This is a genomic window from Chryseobacterium sp. T20 (assembly GCF_047345655.1).
Taxonomy (GTDB): Bacteria; Bacteroidota; Bacteroidia; order Flavobacteriales; family Weeksellaceae; genus Chryseobacterium.
The window spans coordinates 20644-44458 of the sequence record NZ_JBLFDU010000018.1 but is presented as its reverse complement, the minus strand read 5'-3'; the positions used below and the strand labels follow the sequence as shown (position 1 = coordinate 44458).

General features: G+C 35.1%; 17 protein-coding genes. 8 read left to right on the top strand and 9 right to left on the bottom strand.

Annotation, left to right across the window (positions count from 1 at the left end; all coding sequences use genetic code 11):
* Nucleotides 1–7: 7 nt before the first annotated feature.
* Together ACMA47_RS24100 and ACMA47_RS24095 are read right to left on the bottom strand one after the other, a co-directional pair.
* The gene (locus ACMA47_RS24100) at nucleotides 8–1663 is read right to left on the bottom strand and encodes an alpha/beta fold hydrolase (RefSeq protein ID WP_413931837.1); all 1656 of its coding nucleotides are present in this window, start codon (nucleotides 1661–1663) and stop codon (nucleotides 8–10) included.
* A gap of 121 nt (nucleotides 1664–1784) precedes the next feature.
* Complete coding sequence (locus ACMA47_RS24095) at nucleotides 1785–2297, bottom strand: 5' nucleotidase, NT5C type (RefSeq protein WP_413931836.1); 513 nt, start codon at nucleotides 2295–2297, stop codon at nucleotides 1785–1787.
* A gap of 218 nt (nucleotides 2298–2515) precedes the next feature.
* Here ACMA47_RS24095 and ACMA47_RS24090 point away from each other — a divergent pair, with 218 nt between their 5' ends.
* Complete coding sequence (locus ACMA47_RS24090) at nucleotides 2516–4408, top strand: ABC-F family ATP-binding cassette domain-containing protein (RefSeq protein ID WP_413931835.1); 1893 nt, start codon at nucleotides 2516–2518, stop codon at nucleotides 4406–4408.
* Between the two features lie 151 nt (nucleotides 4409–4559).
* Here the strand turns inward: ACMA47_RS24090 and ACMA47_RS24085 are convergent, their stop codons facing one another.
* Entirely contained in the window at nucleotides 4560–5615 is a 1056-nt protein-coding gene (locus tag ACMA47_RS24085) for a Gfo/Idh/MocA family oxidoreductase (protein ID WP_413931834.1), read from the bottom strand.
* Between the two features lie 977 nt (nucleotides 5616–6592).
* Between ACMA47_RS24085 and ACMA47_RS24080 the strand changes: the two genes are divergently transcribed.
* From ACMA47_RS24080 to ACMA47_RS24070, 3 genes are all read left to right on the top strand, one after another.
* Nucleotides 6593–8830, top strand: coding sequence for a TonB-dependent siderophore receptor (locus ACMA47_RS24080; RefSeq protein ID WP_413931833.1), 2238 nt, complete (start codon nucleotides 6593–6595; stop codon nucleotides 8828–8830).
* A gap of 94 nt (nucleotides 8831–8924) precedes the next feature.
* Nucleotides 8925–9440 carry a hypothetical protein gene (locus tag ACMA47_RS24075; protein WP_413931832.1) on the top strand — a complete coding sequence of 172 codons (516 nt, stop codon included), beginning with the start codon at nucleotides 8925–8927 and terminating at the stop codon, nucleotides 9438–9440.
* A gap of 269 nt (nucleotides 9441–9709) precedes the next feature.
* Nucleotides 9710–10300 carry a hypothetical protein gene (locus ACMA47_RS24070; protein WP_034694879.1) on the top strand — a complete coding sequence of 197 codons (591 nt, stop codon included), beginning with the start codon at nucleotides 9710–9712 and terminating at the stop codon, nucleotides 10298–10300.
* A gap of 97 nt (nucleotides 10301–10397) precedes the next feature.
* Here the strand turns inward: ACMA47_RS24070 and ACMA47_RS24065 are convergent, their stop codons facing one another.
* Nucleotides 10398–11033 carry a peroxiredoxin gene (locus ACMA47_RS24065; RefSeq protein ID WP_413931831.1) on the bottom strand — a complete coding sequence of 212 codons (636 nt, stop codon included), beginning with the start codon at nucleotides 11031–11033 and terminating at the stop codon, nucleotides 10398–10400.
* A 94-nt stretch (nucleotides 11034–11127) separates the two neighbouring features.
* Between ACMA47_RS24065 and ACMA47_RS24060 the strand changes: the two genes are divergently transcribed.
* Nucleotides 11128–12015, top strand: coding sequence for a mechanosensitive ion channel family protein (locus ACMA47_RS24060; RefSeq protein WP_413931830.1), 888 nt, complete (start codon nucleotides 11128–11130; stop codon nucleotides 12013–12015).
* A gap of 291 nt (nucleotides 12016–12306) precedes the next feature.
* On the opposite strand, the gene ACMA47_RS24055 is transcribed toward ACMA47_RS24060, so the two are convergent.
* The gene (locus ACMA47_RS24055) at nucleotides 12307–14508 is read right to left on the bottom strand and encodes a reprolysin-like metallopeptidase (protein ID WP_413931829.1); all 2202 of its coding nucleotides are present in this window, start codon (nucleotides 14506–14508) and stop codon (nucleotides 12307–12309) included.
* A gap of 402 nt (nucleotides 14509–14910) precedes the next feature.
* On the bottom strand, nucleotides 14911–16101 hold the full coding sequence (gene sucC / locus ACMA47_RS24050) for an ADP-forming succinate--CoA ligase subunit beta (protein WP_045500844.1): 1191 nt from the start codon (nucleotides 16099–16101) through the stop codon (nucleotides 14911–14913).
* A gap of 459 nt (nucleotides 16102–16560) precedes the next feature.
* Here sucC and ACMA47_RS24045 point away from each other — a divergent pair, with 459 nt between their 5' ends.
* Genes ACMA47_RS24045 through ACMA47_RS24035 form a run of 3 tightly spaced genes read left to right on the top strand, consistent with a single transcriptional unit; the run spans nucleotide 16561 to nucleotide 20936 of the window.
* A complete protein-coding gene (locus tag ACMA47_RS24045) occupies nucleotides 16561–18234 on the top strand; it encodes a peptidase domain-containing ABC transporter (protein ID WP_413931828.1) in 1674 nt (557 codons plus the stop codon).
* Nucleotide 18235: 1 nt separating this feature from the next.
* Nucleotides 18236–19549 (top strand): HlyD family secretion protein, encoded by a 1314-nt coding sequence (locus tag ACMA47_RS24040; protein ID WP_413931827.1) that lies wholly within the window; start codon nucleotides 18236–18238, stop codon nucleotides 19547–19549.
* Complete coding sequence (locus ACMA47_RS24035; protein WP_413931826.1) at nucleotides 19533–20936, top strand: TolC family protein; 1404 nt, start codon at nucleotides 19533–19535, stop codon at nucleotides 20934–20936. Before ACMA47_RS24040 ends, ACMA47_RS24035 begins: the two co-directional genes overlap by 17 nt.
* A 91-nt stretch (nucleotides 20937–21027) precedes the next feature.
* Here the strand turns inward: ACMA47_RS24035 and ACMA47_RS24030 are convergent, their stop codons facing one another.
* From ACMA47_RS24030 to ACMA47_RS24020, 3 genes are read right to left on the bottom strand one after another with little or no spacing between them, the layout of a single operon-like run.
* A complete protein-coding gene (locus tag ACMA47_RS24030) occupies nucleotides 21028–22305 on the bottom strand; it encodes a chloride channel protein (protein WP_413931825.1) in 1278 nt (425 codons plus the stop codon).
* 2 nt (nucleotides 22306–22307) lie between these two features.
* Nucleotides 22308–22694: a DUF423 domain-containing protein gene (locus ACMA47_RS24025; RefSeq protein ID WP_034694871.1), complete on the bottom strand. Its 387-nt coding sequence runs from the start codon at nucleotides 22692–22694 to the stop codon at nucleotides 22308–22310.
* 1 nt (nucleotide 22695) lies between these two features.
* Complete coding sequence (locus ACMA47_RS24020) at nucleotides 22696–23766, bottom strand: hypothetical protein (RefSeq protein ID WP_413931824.1); 1071 nt, start codon at nucleotides 23764–23766, stop codon at nucleotides 22696–22698.
* Nucleotides 23767–23815 lie beyond the last annotated feature (49 nt).

The window sequence follows — 23815 nt, the reverse complement described above, 5'->3', positions numbered from 1 at the left end:
GCCTTTATTAATTACTTTTTCCTAAAAAATCCAGAATATCTGTATTGAGCTGATCTGCGTTTTCAAAAGGAATCATATGGGTGGCCTTGTTGTAGATTTTAAGTTCAGCATTGGGTATTTCTTGAGCCATAAGTTCGGTATGATCACGTTTGATCACATCATTCTCACCGGCAATAACCAATACATTACTTCCAATTTTATTTAAATCTTTCTTCGCAATGCGCGGCTGTGTCAGCATAATTTTCAAAAGCCTTTGTTCATTAAACTTTTCCGGATCCTTCAGCTCTTTCATCACCAGCATTTTATTTTCAAAATGATCAGTAAGCCTGTCATCTACTCCATCAGGAAATGCATTGGCTCCAATTACAATCAGCTTATTCAGTTTTTCAGGATATTTCAGGGCAAATTCCAGTCCGGTATTTCCGCCATCACTCCAGCCTGCAATATTTACTTTATTGAGTTTTAATTGATCTGCGACTGCTTTTACATCATCAGCAAACATTTTGTAGGTAAAATCCTTTTTAGAAGAATCTGTACTTTTCCCTTGTCCTCTTGTATCTATAGCAATTACTTTATACTGCTTTGATAAAACAGGAATCTGCTGATAAAAATCTTTAATACTTCCTGAATTGCCATGAAGCAGAATCAATGGTTCTCCTTCACCATAAACCTCATAATAAAGGTTGGTATCCTGAAGTTTCAGATAGTTTCCTACGGCTTTATTTTGACCATACACTGTTTGCTCCGATTCCTGAATATATTTTGATACATCGGGCATCAGTGCTTCTGCGCTATCATCTGCAAAACCGTTTTCATCATCCATATTTTTGTCTCCGTTTTTATCCATTTTTACATCGATATTAATGGCAGGTGCGGCAAGAGTCATTTTTGTCCATTCTCCGTAAAATTTCCTTATAAATCCTGTTTTAAACAATGCTGCACTTATATTGACTCTCCCTTCAAATTCTTTTAAAAACTGAATTCCTATAAAAAACTTTCCATGAACCCAGATATTACGGTCATTAACATCCAATGTATAAGTTCCGTCTTTAATCATTTCGCTGGTAAGTTCAACAGTAATCTCCTCATCAAGAATATTATTATCCGGAAAACCATCTTTTTCACTATAAATAGTATACCGCATGATGACAGGCTTATCAGAAGTATAGCTGGCTATATTCAGGTTAATATTCTTAATCTTTGATTTCTTTTTAGCATTAAAAGCCAATGCGGTTTCACCAAGAAAATCTTCTTTTCTGAGATGTGGATTTACAGAGTACATAACACTTTTTGTCTTGGTATTGACTCCCCAGTTTTTATCAACAAGTTTCTTAGGCTTAATGGTAATCTCTTTAATATTTTTAATTTTCTCTGTTAAAAATATTTTTTGCTGATCATTTTTTTTAAAATTCTGTATTGTTTCCTGGTAAGGGTCAAATCCCGGTACTTCTATTTTTATTTTCTGCTGAGGATCCGTATTGGAAAGATCAATTGAAAAATTTCCTTTTTCATCCGAGATTGTTCCGATTGATTTTTTTTCAATTCCAATTTTCACATAAGGAATTGGATGGTTTTCATTTTTAGAAATAATGGTTCCGGAAATAACCTGGGCATGAAAGGCTGAAGCTGTCAAAAGGAAGAATAAAGTATGAGATATTTTCATGTTAAAAGTTTGACGCAAACTTATTTATTTTCAACAGTCCACTATCACAACACTTTATTAAAATTATTCTCCCTTTAGTTAAAGTTGTTTTAAATATTTCCTCATTATAAATATTTCCTACTTAAAGGATACTCATAATTTCTTCCCAGGAATGAACTCTTTCGTAAGTATCATTTTCTATCAGTTCATTATGAGGTTGGGTAAATATCAGTCTCTGCCCTGAAAAATGATCTAAATTTTTAGGATAATCATCAATCATTACATCTCCGGCCACTACTTTTTTACTTCCGCAAAGAACAATCTGTTCCCAGGTAATGAATGGAAAATGCTCTGCCAGCCAATCGTACTTCTCTCTTAAGCTGTTCGGAAACTCCATTCCGGCAGATACAATATAGAGTTCATATTTATTATTCAGATATTCCATTGCCTCACGGCTTCCTTTCATGACAGGTAAGGTTCTGAAAAAACCTACTTCATTCACGTGTTTTTTTCCATTGGGAAAAGATTCTATTTCAGGCTTACCAGCCAAATCACTGATTTCAATTTCTCTTCCTGTATCTCTTTTTTCAAATTGTACCAGCTGATGATATACATCCGCCATTACCCCGTCCATGTCGACAATAACTTTTTTCATTGTTTCAATCAGATTTTTGTATTATTTATTACTATTTTAAAATGTGTATTTCATTGTGGTTGATCAAATTTACTGATTAGTTTTTTCAGGCAAGGGACACAGTCTATTAAAAAATCATAAATATTCATTTTTATAAGAGGCGTTCCGGAAAGTTTTATGGCTACATTTTCGTATTTTTGCGACTTAGTTAAAAAATAAAACCAAACTATTAATTCCCAATGAATTACGTTTCTGCAGAAAATCTTACCAAATCTTACGGCATCAAAGTTTTGTTTAAAAATATTGCTTTCCACATCAATGAAGGAGATAAAATAGCGATTGTTGCCAAAAACGGAAGTGGAAAATCTACCCTTCTGAAAATATTAATGGGTAAAGAAATTGCAGACAGCGGAACTGTGGTCATCAATAAAGATATCCAGGTAGTATTATTTGACCAGGAAATTGATTATGATCCTAAGCTCAGCATTGAGGAATTCATGATGACCCTTGATTCTGAGCCTATCCTGGCCCTTAAAAACTATCATAAATCACTTCATTCTACAGATAATGATTTTATTGAGAAAGCTTTGGCTGATATGGAAGTTCATAAAGCCTGGGATCTGGAGAATGAAATGAAACAGATTCTTTCCCAGCTTAAAATCACTGATCTGGATGCTAAAATGGGCACTCTTTCCGGAGGGCAGATCAAACGTGTCGCGTTGGCTAAACTTTTAACAGAAACAAGAGCCGAGCACAGGCATACCCTTCTTATCATGGACGAACCTACCAACCATCTTGATGTGGATATGGTAGAATGGCTTGAAAACTATCTGAACAAAGCAAAAATCACTTTATTGCTTGTAACCCACGACCGATATTTCCTTGACAGTGTTTGTGACATTATCTGGGAAATGGAAGATCAGAATCTGTATGTTCATAATGGTTCTTATGCTACTTACCTTGAGAACAAGATGATTCGTGAGGAAAATCTTAATGCAACAATTGACAAGGCCAATAACCTTTACAGAAAGGAACTGGAATGGATGCGAAGACAGCCGAAAGCCAGAACCACAAAATCAAAAAGCAGAATTGATGCTTTCTACGAGACTGAAAAGGTTGCCAAGACCGACACCAGAAAAGACGGACTGGAACTTGATTTTGAAATGAAGCGCCTGGGAAATAAAATTCTTGAACTTAAACATATTGATAAGAGTTTTGGCCCTAAAGTTTTATTGAAGGATTTCAGCTACCAGTTTCAACGTGGAGAAAAAGTAGGAATCATTGGAAAAAATGGGGCAGGAAAATCTACCCTGCTTAATATTATTCAAGGTTTTGAAAAAGCCGACAAGGGAGAAATTGAAACTGGAGAAACTATTTCTTTCGGTTATTTCTCACAAAAAGGTCTTACTTATAAAGAAGATGAACGTGTGATTGATTTCATCAAAGAAATTGCAGAATTTTATCCTTTAGCTAATGGCAAAAGTTTATCAGCATCACAGTTCTTAAGATTATTCTTATTTGATGATCAGACACAATATTCTCCTATTTCTAAACTCTCGGGTGGTGAAAAAAGACGACTTCACCTGATGTATATCTTGTATCAGAATCCTAACTTCCTGATTTTTGATGAACCTACAAATGACCTGGATCTTCCTACATTAACAGTTCTGGAAAATTTCCTTCAGCAATTTCAGGGATCTTTAATTATCGTTTCCCACGACAGGTATTTCATGGACAGAATTGTAGACCATGTTCTGGCTTTTGAAGGAAACGGAAAAATCAGAGATTTTGTAGGAAACTTCTCAGAATACAGAGAAGCAAGAAGCCGTGAGGAAGCTTTAGAAAAAAATGCAGCGATAAAACCTGAACCGGTTAAAGAAACGGCTGCCATTGTAGAAAATACCACATCTTCCTGTGCTAAACGAAAATTGACTTTTAAAGAACAAAGAGAACTGGAAACCATTGAAAAAGAAATGCCTGAATTGGAAGAACAGCGCACTAAAATTCTGGATAAGCTCAACAACGAAGCTGATTACGAAAAAATAGCCACACTATCTTCAGAGCTGGAAAGCGTTTCAGAAAAACTGGAAAACCATGAAATGAGATGGCTGGAACTTCAGGAACTCCTTTAATAGTTATGAATTAAAAATAATGAATTATGAATGAATTCAAAGAGTTTGAGAGTAAACGAGTTGAAGACTTCGAATCACAACCGTTATCAACCTTGAACTTTAAACCTTAAACTTTGAATCTTGAATTCATTCATAATTCATAACTTATCATTTATAATTCTATTATTCTTTCTTCTTTTGCACTTTCAAGAGAAGCGTCTATGATTTTCATATTCTGAATAACTTCTTTTCCGGGAGAGGGTAAAGCATATCCAAAAACGATGTGTTCATAGATCTGCTGGTAATAATTCATGTAGTTTCCGGCTTCACTGGAGGTAAAAACTCTTTCTGTTTCGGAATCGTCATTCAGGAAGTTTAAAATTCCGTCCGGTTCTTTTAGAGGCTGTGTCCATTCTTTACCATATTCAGGAATAGCGCCTGCTACCAGTTCATTTTCCTGATTATCGGTTCTTTCCTGCAAGAAAGTTCCTCGGTCTCCATGAATTGTGTAAGCATAGTGACCTTCTTTACTGAAAACAGACGATTTCAGCCTCACTCTCAGATTATCTTTATAGAATAATAGAATTTCAAAATAATCGTTAGCGAACTCAGTTCCTTTCATAGAAAAAACATCTGCAAACAGTTTTTCAGGATATCCAAAATACTGTACAGCCTGATCTACAAGATGGGCTCCCAGATCGTGAAGTGATCCTGATCCCACCTGGTCAGGACTTTCTTTATGCTGCTTTCCGCTAGCGGTTATACGGAATCTGTCAAAGCGGATTTCAGTTTCTTTAATATTGCCTATTTTCTTATCATCCAGAATCTTTTGAACCTGTAGAAAATCACGATCAAATCTTCTGTTTTGATATACACTTAAAAACAATCCTTTTTCTTCTGCCAATTGTACCAGCTCTTCTGCTTCAGAAACATTTACTGTAAAGGGTTTTTCCACAACAATGTTTTTTCCTGCTTCCAGTGCTTTTTTAGCATACTCATAATGGGTCTGAACCGGAGTATTGATAATCACCAATTCTACATCAGCATGCTGAAGCATTTCTTCCACAGAACGGTAGATAGTTGCTTCCGGATACTTTTCCTTCGATTCTTCCTTGCTTCTTTCCACCACAGCAGACATAAAAAATCCCGGATGTTCTTTTAAGAAGGGAGCATGGAATACTTTCCCACTCATTCCAAAGGCGCAAAGCCCTGCTTTTACCAATTGCATATTATAATTTTTAACAAATATCATAAAAACTCTTCAATATTATCAAAAGCTTGTGACAAAGTCAAAGTTGAAATTCTACATTTTCGACCGTTTCTCTTTCAAATACATATTAATTAGTACAGTAATAAAGACAGAAAATTCTATTTTTTTCTTAGTATTTACCTGAAAATGCGTACAAATACCCATTTTATCCTATTTTACAACAAGGGTGTTTAAACGTAAAAAACTAAGTTTCAGTACATTAATAAAAAATGTTTAACTGATAAAATACGCCAAAATAGGAATTTTTAAAATACCATCCCAAAAACCCTTTATTTAAAGGAAAATTTGATAAATGTTGAAAACTTTTTAAAAAAAATCACAAACGTTTTATTAACTTTGAGATACAAATAAACTCGAGCGCTAACTCGAGTTTATTTTGAAATTCCAAAATGGAAAATATTAATTCGTTTCTGGAACTTATAGTAGTTCTTATTCAACTTTTCAAGGAGATCAAACCTTTAATAAAGAAGAAGCAATAAGATCTGTTCTAGTAAAAGCCTCCTACTTTAGGAGGTTTTTTTAATTAATTTGTTGTTTTGTTGAGACAACAAATTGATATAACAAATTTATAAAATTTTGTTACATAACAAAATTTTTATATCATCATTTAATGTTTCTGCATTATCTACAATATTTAAGACCGCTTAAAACATCTCAACCATAGTTAACAATAATCTTTGGATCTATAGAAAAAATTACCTCGCTATCTACATAAAATTCAAAGATATGCTTTTCCTTTCTTAAGATATAATCTATCTTACTATTTCTTAGCTATCCAAAAAACTATTATACTGATTCTTTGCTTTCAAAAAGTATAGAAATAATCCATCTCATTAACTCATTAAATATGATTTAAATCATAAAATTATTTTTATCTATTCTAAACAAATACTTACATTTGCGCCTTATTTAAAACTGTTCTACATAAAAATAAAATGAAAAGACAATTACTTTCTTTAGGTCTTCTATTCATCGCTGTTTCAGCAAGTTCACAGATGAAAAATGCGGAAGCAGACACCATCAGAACTCAGACCATTGAGGATATTAATCTTCACAAAACGGGAAATCCTAACCAGGCAAGACCATTATCGACAAAGTCAAATCTGACGGTAATGGAAAACCCACAACCTATTGCTATTGTTACTCACGAAATCATTGAGCAGCAACAAGCGAAGCAGCTGAGTGATGTTCTTCAGAATGTAAACGGAATGTACGTTACTTCATCAAGAGGAAATTCTCAGGATAGCTTTGGTGGACGTGGTTTCATTTTAGGAAATGATAATATCTTCAAAAACGGAACAAGAGTAAACAGTGGAGTTTTTCCTGAAGTAAGCGGACTTGAAAGAGTTGAAGTTTTAAAGGGAGCAAATGCAATGTTATTTGGTAATGCTGCAGCAGGTGGTATCATCAACATGATTACAAAGAAGCCTAAATTCAATTTTGGTGGAAGTGTAGGACTCAATGGCGGAAGCTGGAATTCTTACAAACCAACTGTTGATATTTATGGCCCTCTATCAAAAAATATTGCTTTCAGAGTAAATGGAGCTTACGAATATGCAGAAAGTTTCAGAGATGTTGTAGAATCAGAGAAATATTACTTCAATCCTTCATTCCTTTTCAATTTAAGCCCAAAATCGCAATTGATCGTTGAGGCAGATTATCTGAAGAATAATTTTACTCCTGATTTCGGTCTTGGATCTATCACTAATCCTGACGGAAGTTATAAAATCAATGATCTTCTCCCTAAAAATGCTTTCTTAGGTGCGGACTGGCAATATCAAAATGTAGAACAAGTTTCTACCAATGTAACTTTTAATCACCAGTTTACTGATAAGTGGTCATTAAATGCTGTAGCTTCTTATCAGAACTATACTAAAGACTACTACTCTACTGAAAGAGTACAATGGGGATATGAAAAGAATACAAACCGTCTTTTCTGGCAAAGACCTTTAAATAAAACATTTAACGAACAAAATTACACTTCATTACAAGTTAATATTAATGGAGAGTTCAATACTGGAAAAATCAATCATAAGGTTTTAATTGGTACTGACGGGGACTATGGTGTTCAAAATAACTATACTTACACCAATCCAACAGTTTATGGGACTAATGGTAATACAGCTACCATTAATAATAACCTTTATTTAGATGATTCATCAACTTGGGCTAGTGGAAAAATGCCTGACGCATCCTTAAAAGATAGAACAAGAATCCCTACACAAAGATTTGGTATATATATTCAGGATTTCATAAGCCTTACCAAGCAACTTAAAGTAATTGCTGGTTTAAGATGGTCTTATTTGGAAACAATGACTAATACTAAAAATACATTTTCAAATGATCTTGGAGATGTTGATCAAAAAAATACAGCAATATCTGACAGAGCATTTTCACCAAAAGCAGGTTTAGTATATATGCCAAACGATAACCTTTCCGTATTTGCAACCTATACCAACTCTTTTGCTCAAAATACAGGAAAAGATATTTATGAACAAGCATTAAAGCCTACTACTATTGATCAATATGAAGCAGGAGTAAAAAAGAATTTCTGGAATAATGCTTTAGCTGTAAACCTGACAGCTTATCAAATTGTTTACAATAATTATTATCAAACCGCACCTCAATTAGCAAATGGGCAGGCGAATTCAGATTCATTCTATAAAGAATTCGCAGGAAAAATGAGAAGCCGTGGTGTTGAGTTGGATATTACAGGAAACCCAACAGAAAATTTATCAATTATCGGTGGATTCTCTTATAACAACTCTGTATATCTTGATACACCAGACGGTTTTGGATATGTTGAGAAACAAAGATTAGTAAGAACGCCAGCTACAACAGCAAACGCCTCTGTATTTTATAAATTCACGCGTTATGCAAAAGGACTTAAAGTAGGTGCAGGTGCATATTTCATCGGTGACAGATTAGCCGGATGGAATGATACAAAAAATGGTTCTACAGGCCTGGGTGCAAGAAACGGAATCAGCAGATCATTTGCTTTAAAAGATTACACTACCGTAATGGTATCTGTAGGATATGAGTGGAAAAAATTCTCTATCCAAGGAAAAGTGGGGAACCTGTTTAATGTCGAAAACTACAATGTTCATGAGAATTATTCAGTGAATCCTATTACTCCTAGAAATTACTATTTCACATTGACATACAGACTCTAGAATTTTTTATATAATAATTCTTTCATTAAAAGTGGAAATTGCATTTTTGCAGTTTCCACTTTTGAAATTTTAAACAAAAACAAAACAATAAGATATGGATAAGATTAAAGACACAAGAAGTTTCATGAGAATTACCCACCGTTATCTGGGATATTTCCTTGCCGGAATTATGGCGGTATATTCGTTAAGTGGAATTCTTCTGGTGTACAGAGACACTGATTTTCTGAAAAGCGAAAAGAAATATGAAAAAAACATTGCAGCTAATCTTTCAGAGAAAGAACTGAAAAAAGAACTGAAGATGAAAGGTCTGGAAGTGGAAAAAACTGAAGGTAGCATTCTTTATTTTAAACAAGGAACTTATGACAGCGCAACCGGAAAAGCCAAATACACTAAAAAGGAACTTCCTTTCGTATTGGATAAAATGGTTTCTCTTCACAAATCACAATCTAAAGATGCCATATCTCCTCTAAGCGTATTCTTTGGAGTTTCCCTGTTCTTTTTTGTAATATCAAGTTTCTGGATGTTTAATCCTAAGACAAAAGCATTCAAACGCGGAATCAAGTTTACGATTGCCGGATTGATCATTTCCGTAATTCTTTTGTTTATTTAATATAATACGAAGGCCAATCAAAAGAAAAAACAGCAATTTGGAACATTAATAACATGACCTCTGTTTTTATCATTTTCATTCCAAAACGCCTGTTTTATTTTCTTTATCATTATGATATCCTCAGATAATCTGTTAAAAAAGTAAATTATATCTTACTGGCAATCTTAACGTTTATTTAGATAAATTACGTAAAATTAAGAGTCTGGCACATTTATTGTTTTTTCTATAATTCGTGAATAATAAACATTTAATTATTAAAATAATAAATTATGAAAAAACTTATTTTAACAGGAATATTAGCCGTAGCAGGCTTAACAGCAACTGCCAACGCTCAGATTCAGAAAGGTAATTGGATGGTAGGAAGTAGCATCGTTGCAAGTAATTTTGGCTTAAATACAGGTGGAGGATATAATATTTCACTACAGCCAAAAGCAGCTTATTTTATTCAAGATAATGTAGCAGTTGGGGGATATGTAGATCTAGGATTCAATAAAGTAACAAATGGATCACCTACCAATTTTGTATATAAAGTGGGTGCACTAGGTAGATACTATGTTTCTCCAGGAGAAAAAGGTGTTGACAACTTACTACACCACGGAAGATGGTTCTTCGAAGGTAATGTAGGTGTTGGAGGTACTTCTACTGAAGGATCTAACTCTACAACTGGTTTAGACTTTGGAGCAGGACCTGGTTATTCATACTTCATTACTCCAAACATTGGTGTTGAAGGTTTAGTAAAATATAATGGTGTTGCAGGATTTGGTAGCGAAGGATTAACTTCTACCTTAACTTTCAACGTAGGATTCAGTATTTATTTACCAACTTCAAAAGGTAAACAAATCATCAACGACGTTAAGTAATCACTGAAATACTTATAAAAAATGAAAGCGCCCCGGAAATAAATTTCCGGGGCGCTTTTCGTACAAATTAAAACTAAACTATAAAAAATCAAATAAATCATGTATTAGGTTGTGGGGTGTATCTCAAATACGGTTTTATTTCCGTTACACCTTTTGGGAATATTTTTCGTGCATCTTCTGTAGAAATGGTTGGAGGTACAATAACATCTTCTCCGGTTTCCCAATTCACAGGAGTTGCAACACGATAATTATCTACCAACTGTAAAGAATCCAGCACTCTAAGGATCTCGTCAAAATTCCTTCCCGTAGAGGCCGGATAGGTAATAATCAGTCTTACTTTTTTGGAAGGATCAATAATCAGAAGAGAACGTACTGTAGCTGTAGCCGAAGCATTAGGATGAATAAAATCATACAGCTCAGAAACTTTTCTGTCTTTATCAGCAATAATGGGAAACTTCACAGTGGTATTCTGAGTTTCATTGATATCTTTCACCCAGTTTTGATGATCCTCTACTCCATCTACACTCAGAGCAATCACTTTGGTATCTCTGGCATCAAACTCAGACTGCAGTTTTGCTGTATACCCCAATTCTGTAGTGCATACCGGCGTATAATCTGCCGGATGCGAAAACAAAATTCCCCAGGAATCTCCCAGATAATTATAAAAATTGATATCACCTACCGATGACTCTGCCTGAAAGTTGGGTGCTGTATCTCCTAGCTTGATTGACATAATGTTTCTTCTTTATAGTCTACAAATTTAGTAGACTTTTTGGAACTGGCAAATTTTTTGATGAAAATTTATATATTTAACTAAAATTTTATCCATGGAGAAAACCGGATTAAGGTATCTAGATGTTGTTTATAAGGTATTGGAAAGTTGGTATGTAACCTTTGCCGCGCTTACCCCAAAGCTGATTGTCGGAATTTTAGTATTTACATTCTTTCTTATCAGCAGTAAATATTTAAGCAAAGGGGCTGTAAAATTATTTCACAAATTTTTCCCGAAAAGTCAAAAAGAGAGTTCATTAGTCACCCTGATCAGTATATTCAGATTTCTGATCATGCTGATGGGTACATTTATTTCTCTTGAAATAATGGGTTTCAGTAACTTTCTTTGGAAATTTATCGGAAGTTTAGGAGTTGCAGGGGTTATTGCAGGGGTTGCCTTGAAAGACCTTGTTTCAAGTATTTTTTCCGGAATGTTGATTGGAATCGATAAAGCATTTAAGGTTGGAGATTATATTACCATCGGAGCCCACTCAGGAACGGTACAGGAAATTGGTTTTTTAACTACGAAAATTCTTACGGATGATGGGAAAAAAGCTTATATACCCAATCAAGTAGTATTCAATGCTCCATTTTACAATATTACCGCTTCGCCACAGCGTAGAATTATTTTGAATTTTGAAATTCCAGCCGATGAAGATATTAGCAAAGCACAAAAAGGAATTCTTGATGTAATTAAAAATCTTGACAATGTAGATAAGCTGGATACTGTAGAAGTGATTTTTACAGATTTAAAACAAGGCGCATTCAATCTGCAGGTAAAATTCTGGATAAAGGTCGGGGCTAATCTTGCACAGGTAAGAAGCAAGGCTTATTTAGGTATTAAAGAACGCTTTGATACGGATAAAATTCAGTTGGTAACGCCTACAAGTATTAGTATTACAAGTGGAGAGGCTAACTTGCCGGAAAGCCATCAGGATAAGTAAAATTATTTATAAAAATAAAAAGACCATTTCAAGTATTGAAGTGGTCTTTTTTATGATGATTGATTGAAGATGTTTAAACCTTATAGGTTTGGAATTCAAAATGCAATTTCTCTCCCTCTATCTTTATTTTATCTCCAATAAAATATATACTGTATGGTTTTTATTCAATCTCACGCTGATTTTGCAAATTACGCGGATATTATAAAAAACTGCACAACGGAAAATATGGACAAATAAAAAAGTCGGAAGAATAATTCTTCCGACCACAGCCACCAGAAAGTGGTTTTTATTTTATTTATTAATAATAAGCTTCTCTACATATTTATTTCCATTCTGTACATTGACATGTATCAAATAGTTTCCGGCAGGAAGATCATACACCTGAATTCTTACAGAACCTTTCAGATTTCCTTTTTTTACAATCCTTCCTGAACTGTCCATGAGGTAATACTGAGCATCATTAGCTTCATCATCAAGCCTGATATTCACTTCATCATGAGAAGGGTTAGGATAAACAGCAAAACGATTAGTCTTTATTTCTTTTTTAACCAGCGAAGCTTTTTTCGCTATGGAAAAATTAGTTGAATTCACAGCGAAATATATATTTCCAACCGCCTTTACCATAATTCTTGCATTGCTTATATTTTCGTTGGGAAAGTTAACCGCAGCAGAACCATTGTTAGGGACACTGGAAGCAAGAACCGTATCAAAGTGATAGCCTCCATCTTTGGAAAGAAGAATAGTGACATACTTTGTATTTACTGCTCCGGTATTGGTACCTGCAACATCCCACTTTATAGTATTGATACCTGAAGCATATGATTTTCCAGTATGTGAAATTACTTTAAACGGTCCTGCATTCGTTACCGTAACTACCATGGCATCACGGGCAGTTTGATTTCCAGTTGCTCTGTTATCATTAACAAGCAGGGAGAAATTCAATGTTCTTGCCACATGAGGAGTAACTTCCCATCTCGGTGTCAAATTATTAGACAATATGGCTGACAAATGAGGAAAATATCTCATTTTCTCCGTTTTTGGTAATCTCGAACGGTATACAGGTCCTGCAACATTGGAAGGAAGTGGTGGCTGTATATTATTTCTACTGTCATATTGCTCCCATAAGTAGGTAAGCGGATCATTATCAGGATCTGTTCCCTGCCCTGTAAGTACAAATGCTGTTCCTTTAGGAATAGAATAATCCGGACCTGCATTAGCAGTAGGAACCCTGTTAACCATTCGCCTTTTAGCAGAACAATCAGTATCCCTTGATATAGAATAGTACATTTCTTTTACACTGGCCGCATGGAAATAAGCATCACTATGTGGCTGGATATTATTACCTCCACATATCCCTGCATACCCCATAATGGTACTCCCGCTCCCCGGTTCATACGCTGTTCTGTTATTTACATTTCCATTACAAGCCAAGGTATTAGCCCTGAAGGTATGATTGGCCCCAAACTGATGTCCCATTTCATGAGCAACATAATCTATATCAAAAGGATCATTAATGGGTGCACTGGAACCTGTAACTCCTTCTGCTTTCGATTTAGAACATATGACCCGCAGCCCTGCAATACCACCGCTGTTAACTCCAAAAACATGACCTATATTATAATGTGCAAACCCTATCACATTATTGATATTTTTTACATTCTCAATAAGCATTTTAGTCTCATCGCCATTAGTATAGGGATCAGTTACCGGATTTTTGTAGATAAGAAGATGGTTATTAGCAACCATGACCATGGTAATGGCTATCGTTTTTTCATATACTCCGTTTACTCTTGTCATCGTGGTGGCCATTGCAGCCATTGCCCCATGTATTGTTCCGCCGTGATACCTGGTATACTCTCCCGTAGCCGCCAATGCCAGTTTATACGTTCTGAATAATCCATCTGAAACCATCGGTTTGCCGGAAACAAAATTATCTAATCTCTGATCATTACCCAATAGCTGATCGGCATCTTCCTGTATACCGCATCTGAAAGGCGTAGGATTTTCCGGAAGATCTTCTCTTTTATAATAAATAAAAGAAGTATTATCTTTGGTAAAGGCATCCAGATAACTGATATCCCATCCTTTGAAATACATTACACTGATTCCTGTTTCCGGACTGATACTGAACCTGATGGTATTTTCCGGATGACCTTCTTCCCAACCGGTGTAAGAACGGATGTCGGAGAATCTTTCCTGCAGTTCAGATTCCATTACTGACGCTTCCTGTACAATATAGTCATGAAACTCTCCATCATCATCCGGAAATTTCAGAACCAGACTATGATCTTCAGAAAAGCGTTCGGGAGCTCTTTTCAGTTCTTCCTTAATCTTATCAAGATCAAGATTATACAAGGAAAAGGTTTTCGGCATTACATTTCTGGGAGCAAGCTCTTTTTCTTTCTCCCTTTCCGTTTTTTTCCAATAGTTTTGTTGCCCAAAAGTTAATGCTGCCGTCAACATACTGAAAAAAATAAATGTTTTGTTTTTCATAGATTTTTCATTATTTGTGTTAAACAATTTTTATGTTTCCAAAAGAAATTAAATCCTTACAAAATAACTCATCTTTTGTACCTCATAAAATCATCCATAACTTACAACATTCATAAATAAATTCTTTGATAAAGAATAATAAACATTTATTTCACAAACCCTATTTATTATATAATTTAAATTACTTTTTAAATCTTCTTTTTTACATAAACAATTGATTTTTATTGAAATTGGAATTGAAAAAAACTTATGAAAAAACATGAATTTCGTCTCATAAAGTGATCATATATCCGATTTTTATTGTTGCTTTTTTAAAAAAATGAAGCATATAAAAATAGATAGGCAACAAAAAAAACCGTTTCAACAATGAAACGGTTTTCTTATTTATCTGAAAATTTTAGATTATGCTAAAACTTCTTTTACTTTGTTTGCAGCTTCCTCTAAAGTAATTGCAGAGTGTACCGGAAGACCAGACTCGTCAATTAATTTTTTAGCTTCTACAGCGTTAGTTCCCTGTAATCTTACGATCAATGGAACCGGAAGGCTACCCATAGCTTTGTAAGCATCTACAACACCCTGAGCAACTCTGTCACATCTTACGATACCTCCGAAGATGTTGATCAAAATAGCTTTTACGTTTGGATCTCTTAAGATGATTCCGAAAGCAGTCTGTACTCTCTGAGCATCTGCAGTACCACCTACGTCAAGGAAGTTAGCAGGGTTACCACCTGATAATTTGATGATATCCATAGTTGCCATTGCAAGACCAGCTCCGTTTACCATACAAGCAACGTTACCATCTAATTTTACGAAGTTAAGACCAGCTTCACCCGCTTCAACATCCATTGGATCTTCTTCTCTTGTATCTCTAAGCTCAGCTAAGTCTTTGTGACGGAACAATGAGTTGTCATCTAAAGTTACTTTAGCATCTACAGCGATAATCTTGTTATCAGAAGTTTTTAATACAGGGTTGATTTCGAAAAGAGAAGCATCAATTCCTGTGTAAGCATTGTAAAGAGATGAAATAAATTTCACAAATTCTTTGAATGCATTTCCTTCAAGACCTAAGTTGAAAGCAATTTTTCTAGCCTGGAATCCTTGAAGACCAATAGCCGGATCAATTAATTCGTTGTGGATCAAATGAGGAGTTACTTCAGCAACGTGCTCAATATCCATACCACCTTCAGTAGAATATACGATTGTATTTTTACCTTCAGCTCTATCTAAAAGAATAGAAACATAAAATTCTTTAGTTTCAGATTCTCCAGGATAATAAACATCTTCTGCAATCAAAACAGAGTGTACTTTTTTACCTTCAGCAGAAGTTTGTGGAGTTACCAACTGCATTCCGATGATATTCTGAGCGTTCTCTTTAAGCTTATCCATGTTTGGAGAAAACTTAACACCCCCACCTTTACCACGACCACCTGCGTGAATCTGTGCTTTTACAACCCAAGCCTGTGCTCCGGTTTCAGCAGTCAATTTTTCAGCAGCTGCTACAGCTTCATCTACGTTGTTTGCAACGAAACCACGTTGGATAGCTACTCCATACTTTGATAAAATCTCTTTTGATTGATACTCGTGAAGATTCATATTATTTTTATTATTTTATTTTAATATTTAAAGGTTGACAAATTTACTAAAAATGAATAAGGTTAAAAAGAAAATTATAGAACTTTTAACGCATTCTGTAAGTTTATCTGCGATCTTATCAGATTCAAGGTGGTGAATCTATGAATAATATGATAATGATCATAAAAAAACTAAATCTCACGATCATATTCTAATGACATTTTAATGTCATTCTAATGTAGATAAGAATATTAACAAATCCCATCTATTATCTTTGAAGCCCGGAAATAAAAGATATCTATTTCATGAATTTTCAGATGAAATTCAATCCAGGTAAAAGTCCTTATTTCAGAAAAAAAGTGATCACCAAATCCTCATCAATTCCCTGGGAAACAAAAGTTATTTCCAGAGACAACAGATGATATTCAAAGGAAAATTCACAACTCAAAAAAAACAGTTAACCTTTTACTAAAGAAGAAAATGGAAATACCAGCTAATGAACAAGGAAAAAGGCTCATACGCTACATTACAAAAGAAAAAAAAGATGTTACCAATATTTATTTCTATGCCATTCTGAATGGTTTAGTACTGCTGAGTGTACCTTTAGGAATACAGTCTATTGTAAGCTTTGTGATGGGAGCCACCATGACAACTTCCATTTATATCCTCATATTTTTTGTTGTAATCGGAACCTGGCTTGCCGGATATTTCAGATTAAAAGTGATCCAGATTATTGAAAAGATACAGCAGAAAATATTTGTAGAATTTTCAATTGCCATAGCAGACAAAATCCCCAAAGCAGATCTTTCCTACACAAGGAAATACTACCTTCCGGAACTTGTCAACCGGTTTTTTGATATTCAGAATCTTCAGAAAGGAATTTCAAAAATATTACTGGAAATTCCTACTGCTTTAATACAGATTGTTTTTGGGATTCTTTTGCTCTCTTTTTATCACCCTTGGTTTTTAGCATTTGGAGGTCTGGTTATTCTCTCCGTGGTAATTATTTTCAGATATACCATGGAAAGCGGAATCAAATCCAGCATTGAAGAGAGCAATAAAAAATACGATACAGCAGCCTGGATAGAAGATATTGCAGGTTCGGTAAAAACATTTAAAATGCATTCTGAAGATGATCCTCATTTAAAAGGAACCGATGAAAGAGTGATAGAATATCTTAAACACAGAACATCTCATTTTAAAGTACTCGTTTTTCAGTATAAAACAATTATTGCTTTTAAAGTCATCATTACTTTAGCAATGCTGGCCATTGGAACCTATCTTCTGATCAATCAAAAACTGAATATCGGAGCTTTCATTGCTACAGAAATTGTTGTTCTAAGCATCATGTCTGCAGTAGAAAAACTTATTGTAAGCCTTGAAAGTTATTATGATCTGATTGCGTCTTTTGCCAAACTCTCTAAGATCACTGAACTTAAAGAGGAGCCCAACGGAGAAATCACTTTATCTCAGAAAGAAAAAGGGACAGAAATTGAATTTAAAAATGTAAGCTTTTCATTTAATGATAATGCTCCCATCCTTTCCGACCTTAATTTCAAAATTAAAGAAAACAGTCTGAATATTCTAACAGGAAAACTGGGAGCAGGAAAAACCCTTCTGCTCAATATGATCACAGGATTCTTCGAGCCCAGCTCAGGAACAATTCTGATTGACAAAATTCCCTTAAAAAATATAGAGAAAAAACACTGGAGAAATCATGTTGGACTTTATCTGGAAAATATGAAGATCATTCAGGGAACAGTTAAAGAAAACATCCTATTGGAAAGCAGCAAGAGCCATACAGAAGACATCCTTGAGCTTTCTGAAAATATGGGTATAGAAAATATTTCAAGTATGTTCAGTAGCGGTTTCTTTACAGAGGTAAGTGAAACTGATCCTGAAATCACATTCAGTTCAAAGAAAAAAATACTGTTGCTTCGTGCTCTTCTCGGTGACAAAAAACTTATCATTCTGGAAAATCCTTTTGCAGGAATCCGTGAAGAATATCAGGACAAAATGATAAAATATCTTCGGAAAATCAAGGAAAACACAACTATTATTATTGTTTCACAGGATACAGAACTGCTACAATATGCCGATCAGCATTTTCATCTGGAAGGAGGAACATTAAAAACACTTCAAAACAATCAGTAAAATGAAACTACAGTCGTTTGACAATATCTATCATATTCACAAAAAATCAAGGGTAAAAAGATGGTTCCTGTTTATCTTCATAGGAGGTATCATTACCTTATTTCTTCCCTGGACACAGAATATTAAAGTGAAAGGAAATGTAACCTCTCTTTATCAGGAGCAGCGTCCACAACAGCTCCACTCTCCTATTCCGGGGAAAATCATCAAATGGTACGTTAAAAACGGAGATTATGTAAAGAAAGGAGATACTTTGTTGCAGCTTTCCGAAATAAAAGATGATTATTTAGATCCGCTTTTGGTACAGAGAACACAGGAACAGGTAAATGCTAAAAAGGGAGTAAGAAATTTCTATGAAGCAAAAGTAGGAACAGTGAAAACCCAGCTTGAAGCCTTACATTCAGCCAGAAATTTAAAACTGAATCAACTCAAAATAAAAATAAGCCAGCTTAATAATAAACTTACCGGTGAAGAAGCAGAACTCACTGCTGCCACTAATGAACTTAAGCTTTCAGAAGACCAGTTTGCGCGGCAGAAAAAAATGTATGAGGAAGGTTTGGTTTCTCTTACCCAGTTTCAGCAGAGAAGTATTTCTTATCAAAATGCTGTTGCCAAAAAAACAGCATCAGAAAATAAAGTGGCTCAAACCCGTCAGGAAATTATCAATATAGGTATTGAGCAAAATTCTGTGATTCAGGATTACACAGAGAAACTCAGTAAAATAGAAGGAGACCGCTTTCAAAACATGGGGCAGATTGAAGGCAGCGAAGGTGAAATTGCCAAGCTGGAAAATCAAGTGGCCAATTACAAAGCAAGACAGGGCTTATATTTCATTATTGCTTCACAGGACGGTCAGATTGTACAGCTTAACAAAACAGGAATTGGTGAAGTTTTAAAAGACGGTGAAAATATTGGGACGATTGTTCCCACAGCAGTAGATTATGCAGTTGAGATTTATATAAAACCTGTGGATCTCCCGCTTGTGAAAGAAGGACAGCGTGTGATGTGCATTTTTGATGGATTTCCTGCCATTGTATTTTCGGGATGGCCCAATTCCAGCTACGGAACATTTGCTGGCAAGGTGGTTGCCGTGGAAAGCAATATCAGCGCAAACGGACTTTTTAAAGCCCTGATTATTGAAGATAAAAAGGAAAAAAGATGGCCTCCAAAAATTAAAATGGGAGGAGGTGTACAGGGAATTGCCATTCTTAATGATGTTCCTATCTGGTATGAGCTGTGGAGAAATATCAACGGTTTTCCTCCGGATTATTATGAAGTAAAAAATGATCAAACGGTTAAGTATGAGAAAACAAAGTAAACTTCTTTTTATATTGATCTTTCTTTTTTTCCAATATAGTAAAGCACAGGACTCTCTCATGATTTCAGCGAATGAATTTCTGGCGGTGGTAAAAAATTATCATCCAATGGCATTGAAGTATCAGTTGCAAAACAAAATTGCTCAATCTGAGATTACTAGAGCCAGAGGAAATTTCGACCCTATTTTAGGAGGAAAATTGGGCGAAAAGAACATTGACGGTGTACAATATTACAGGCAGAAAAATATTGAACTTGGTATTCCTACCTGGTACGGGATTGATCTTACAGCAGGATATCAATATCTGGATGGTGAAAAACTCAATTCCAGTGAAACCAAAGGAGGTCTTTACAGCATGGGGATTACAGTTCCTTTAGCTAAAAATCTTTTGTATGATAAACGAAGAGCAGCCCTGGATCAGGCGAAATTTGCTTTAAAGATGACAGAAGCTGAGCAAACTGTACTCACCAATGAACTTCTTCTTGAAGCAGAAAACACCTATTGGGAATGGGTACAAAGTTTCGAAGTTTACCAGCTGCAAAACAAAGCGGTTGAGATCAGTAAAAAACGTTTGCAGCTCACCCAACAGACTTTTGAATATGGAGAAAGGGCAGCTATCGATACCGTTGAAGCAGCTTCCCAGCTACAAAGTTTTGAACTTCAGCAGAAAGAAGCTTATTTAAACTTTATCAAAAATACCCAGCAGTTGCAGTTATTTCTTTGGAAAGAGAATCGTGAAATTTATGATATCTCACAACTTATTTATCCTTCAGATCATCTTTCAGATCATACTGCCTACTCAGATTTTGAATTTCTTCTACAGGAAGTCAAAACAAAAGAAACCACCAACCACTGGTCTGTACAGTATTATACTCAGAAACATCATATTTTAGAAAGTGAGCGGAAGCTGAAATGGCAAAGTTTTCTTCCTAAGCTTGATTTCACTTATAATTTTTTCAACAAAGAGAATTATCAGACCGATTATCTTCCTCTTTTTGACAATAATTTTCAATATGGATTAAAACTTGAAATCCCCGTATTTCAAAGGGAAGCCAAAGCCAGTTATCAAATGGCCAGAATCAAAATAGAACAGAATAAGCTTGATACCGAATTCAAGAAAAGAGAGCTTACCACGAAAATTGAAACCTATAAAAACGAACTTTTAAATTACCATACCCAGGTAGCCCTTTCACAAAATAATCTTGTGAATTATCAAAAACTTCTTACTGCCGAGGAAACAAAATATACGAATGGTGAAAGTTCCCTTTTCCTGATCAATTCAAGGGAAAATAAAATGATTGAAGCACAGGAAAAGTTGATTTCCATCAAAACGAAATTTCTCAAAAGCTTTAATAAACTTAAATGGATGAATGAAAATTTCTCTTTATAAAAACAAAAAAGTTCAGGAAACTCCCTGAACTTTTTTTATTAATATTCTGATCTAAAAAATACACCAGAAATTGTTTTATAAGTCAATATCTCTATTCTTCCACTAATTTCTCAGACTGAGATCCGATAAACGGAATTTTCGGAGCCAGAAAATATCCGGTAAGGCTGGCAAATAAAATCGGGACAAAATAGGTAAATCCAGTAAGTGTTCCCAAAATGATTGTTGTACTCATCGGCGTCCTTGTCACACAGGCATTGATTGCAGCCATACAGCTTACAATGGCCAACGTGGTATCAACCGTTGGAAACAAATTATGAATAATTAATCCCAACGTTGTTCCTACAAAAAACAATGGAATGATAAATCCACCTCTCCATCCGGAAGTTACTGTAATAGCAATAGCCAATATTTTAAAAATAAGAATCAGAATTAAAAAATTCAGTCCGAAGTTTCCACCGATCAGCTGATTGATCTCGTTGTGCCCGAAGTATCTTGTAATCGGAAAATTATAGGCGATGACTCCTAAAATAATTCCTCCTACTAAGGTTTTAATGTAAATCGGGAATTTTCTGTACTCAAATATCTTTTTGAAAAATTTAACTACAAAAATGAAAATCCAGCCAAATAAAGTTCCTACAATTCCAAATGCAGTCGCATAAGCAAAATCATAAACTCCTGTATAATGGTAAGCTTTCAAATCCCAGGTTGCCCCAATTCCCAAATGAATAATCAAAGCAAACATCAGATAACTGAAACAACTTGCTACCAATGCCGGAATAATGGCTTTGTAATATTCTACCGCATGTTTATGATGTAAAATTTCCAAAGAAAAAAGACTTCCTCCAAGCGGAGCCCCAAACAATGCGGTAAAACCAGAAGCCATACCAGCAATACTTAAAGACCTCAGCTCTTCACCTTTCAGTCTGAAAATCTTCCCCAGCCAGGTTCCTGTAGATCCGGTGACCTGTACCAAAGGAGCCTCAGGACCTAAACTTCCTCCTGATGCTACACAAAAAAGAGAAGAAAGGATCATCGAAGGATTATTCTTCGGTTCCAGTTTTCCTTTATTGAATCTGATATTATTAACAATCAGATGAATTTCTCCCGGATCACCAATAAAGTGGATGACCAGTCCGGCCAGCAATCCGCAAACTGCCATGGTTGGAATCACCTGCCAGCCTTGAAATTCTGCTAAAAACTCTGTGAAATGTTCCAGCACAATCCAATATCCTCCGGCAATAATACCGCCTACCAGACCTGTAACAGCCCACATAAAAAAAGTACGGCTGAACACAAACGGATTGAATCTGATAGGTTGATCTAAGAGATTGAATGTTCGTATTAACCGTCTTCTTCTGTTAATTTTCATTCTTATATTCTGTTTTTAGCAAAATATAAGATCAGCATTCCCCAGCTTAAGATCATCATCAGACCTCCAAGCGGAGTGATAGGGCCTAAGAATTTAAGATTCATTCCCAGATAATCCTGCATGCTCAGGAAGTAGATGCTTACTGAGAACAAAAGGGTACCTGCAATCATTAAAATGGAAGTCCATTTTTCAGCAGAGGTTTCGAATTTTAAGATATACCCAATGATCAGCAGGAAAAAAGCTGCATACATCTGATATCTTACGCCTGTTTCAAAACTTTCCAGTCTTTCCACAGCTAATATTTTCTTTAAAGCGTGTGCTCCGAATGCACCCAGGATTACAGAAACCATTCCGTAAACTGCTCCAAAAACTAAAGTAATTGTTTTCATTTTATAACTCTTCTAATTCTAGGGTTAAATATTTTTTTGTTTTCTCATCCTGCCAGGTTCCTATAATTTTCCTGCCTTGCAGATCCGCTTCCACCAAGGCTTTGAAAATCCACTGGTTGGTTTCTTCACTATAATAATCGTTTTCTATGATGGAGATATGATTACCTTTTAGCTTTCCGTTCCACTCAATCAGCTTTTTATTTTTATCATACCAGTATTTTGCAGAAAAAGAACCATCATCATATACCTCACTGATCAAAACAGTAATGGGGTACTTTCCATCAATCTTTCCCTTATACAATTTATGAGTAAGACTGGTTATCTCTGTTTTTTCAGAACCGGAAATTAAGTTTCTCGCATAAGGACTCCAGTATTTTTCCAGCTCTTTGTAGGAAAACTCTATGTCATGACTGCCCAGGTCATCCAAAGCTCTCATTGCATGATTAGAACATCTTCCGGCAACAAAAGTCAGTTTATCTTTTCCAAAGAAATATCTGATACCTTCCAAAGTATGTTCCGTAAAACAGTCTTCATACATAGCGATCTGATCTTGAGTTTCCTCTGCAGGATTTTTCTCAGCTTTCAGTGTAACAAGAAAATCAGAAATTCTTTTCTTTACTCTTTTCTGAATAATTCCCTCAACAGTCTTCACTGAACCGGGTTGAAATAAATCTTTGGCATTAATAAAATTTCCTGTTCTCAGATCAAAATTCTTCCAGATCAGAAAACCTTCCGGATAAGCGCCTGAAGCTTCACCATCTATGGCAATGCTCAGAATATTCTTAGGCGTTTCAATTTTATCCCAACTATAAAAATAAAGATAGTTGGAATAGGAATTGGTGGCTGTAGAAGCCAGTTTAAAAGGATTGCCGCCAGATCCCGGAACATATTCCAGCTGATCTACCTGCAAAAATGTATTGATTTTATTTTCTACCCGAGGATTTTCAGAATAAGAAACAACCGGAAAAACGGTATCTTCAGTTTTAGGCTGCAGATTACTTATTTTCACTTTTTGCTGTTGTGAAAAACTTAACCCCGAAATCAGTAAGAAAAATACAATACTCCTTTTCACTATTTTGATTTTAAGTACATTAAAATGAACTTGGCCACCAAGGTAGAAA

Bases quoted from the DNA above. Each gene is read 5' to 3' on its own strand.
- ACMA47_RS24100 (WP_413931837.1), bottom strand. From the start codon at position 1,663: ATGAAAATATCTCATACTTTATTCTTCCTTTTGACAGCTTCAGCCTTT.
- ACMA47_RS24095 (WP_413931836.1), bottom strand. From the start codon at position 2,297: ATGAAAAAAGTTATTGTCGACATGGACGGGGTAATGGCGGATGTATAT.
- ACMA47_RS24090 (WP_413931835.1), top strand. From the start codon at position 2,516: ATGAATTACGTTTCTGCAGAAAATCTTACCAAATCTTACGGCATCAAA.
- ACMA47_RS24085 (WP_413931834.1), bottom strand. From the start codon at position 5,615: ATGCAATTGGTAAAAGCAGGGCTTTGCGCCTTTGGAATGAGTGGGAAA.
- ACMA47_RS24080 (WP_413931833.1), top strand. From the start codon at position 6,593: ATGAAAAGACAATTACTTTCTTTAGGTCTTCTATTCATCGCTGTTTCA.
- ACMA47_RS24075 (WP_413931832.1), top strand. From the start codon at position 8,925: ATGGATAAGATTAAAGACACAAGAAGTTTCATGAGAATTACCCACCGT.
- ACMA47_RS24070 (WP_034694879.1), top strand. From the start codon at position 9,710: ATGAAAAAACTTATTTTAACAGGAATATTAGCCGTAGCAGGCTTAACA.
- ACMA47_RS24065 (WP_413931831.1), bottom strand. From the start codon at position 11,033: ATGTCAATCAAGCTAGGAGATACAGCACCCAACTTTCAGGCAGAGTCA.
- ACMA47_RS24060 (WP_413931830.1), top strand. From the start codon at position 11,128: ATGGAGAAAACCGGATTAAGGTATCTAGATGTTGTTTATAAGGTATTG.
- ACMA47_RS24055 (WP_413931829.1), bottom strand. From the start codon at position 14,508: ATGAAAAACAAAACATTTATTTTTTTCAGTATGTTGACGGCAGCATTA.
- sucC (WP_045500844.1), bottom strand. From the start codon at position 16,101: ATGAATCTTCACGAGTATCAATCAAAAGAGATTTTATCAAAGTATGGA.
- ACMA47_RS24045 (WP_413931828.1), top strand. From the start codon at position 16,561: ATGGAAATACCAGCTAATGAACAAGGAAAAAGGCTCATACGCTACATT.
- ACMA47_RS24040 (WP_413931827.1), top strand. From the start codon at position 18,236: ATGAAACTACAGTCGTTTGACAATATCTATCATATTCACAAAAAATCA.
- ACMA47_RS24035 (WP_413931826.1), top strand. From the start codon at position 19,533: ATGAGAAAACAAAGTAAACTTCTTTTTATATTGATCTTTCTTTTTTTC.
- ACMA47_RS24030 (WP_413931825.1), bottom strand. From the start codon at position 22,305: ATGAAAATTAACAGAAGAAGACGGTTAATACGAACATTCAATCTCTTA.
- ACMA47_RS24025 (WP_034694871.1), bottom strand. From the start codon at position 22,694: ATGAAAACAATTACTTTAGTTTTTGGAGCAGTTTACGGAATGGTTTCT.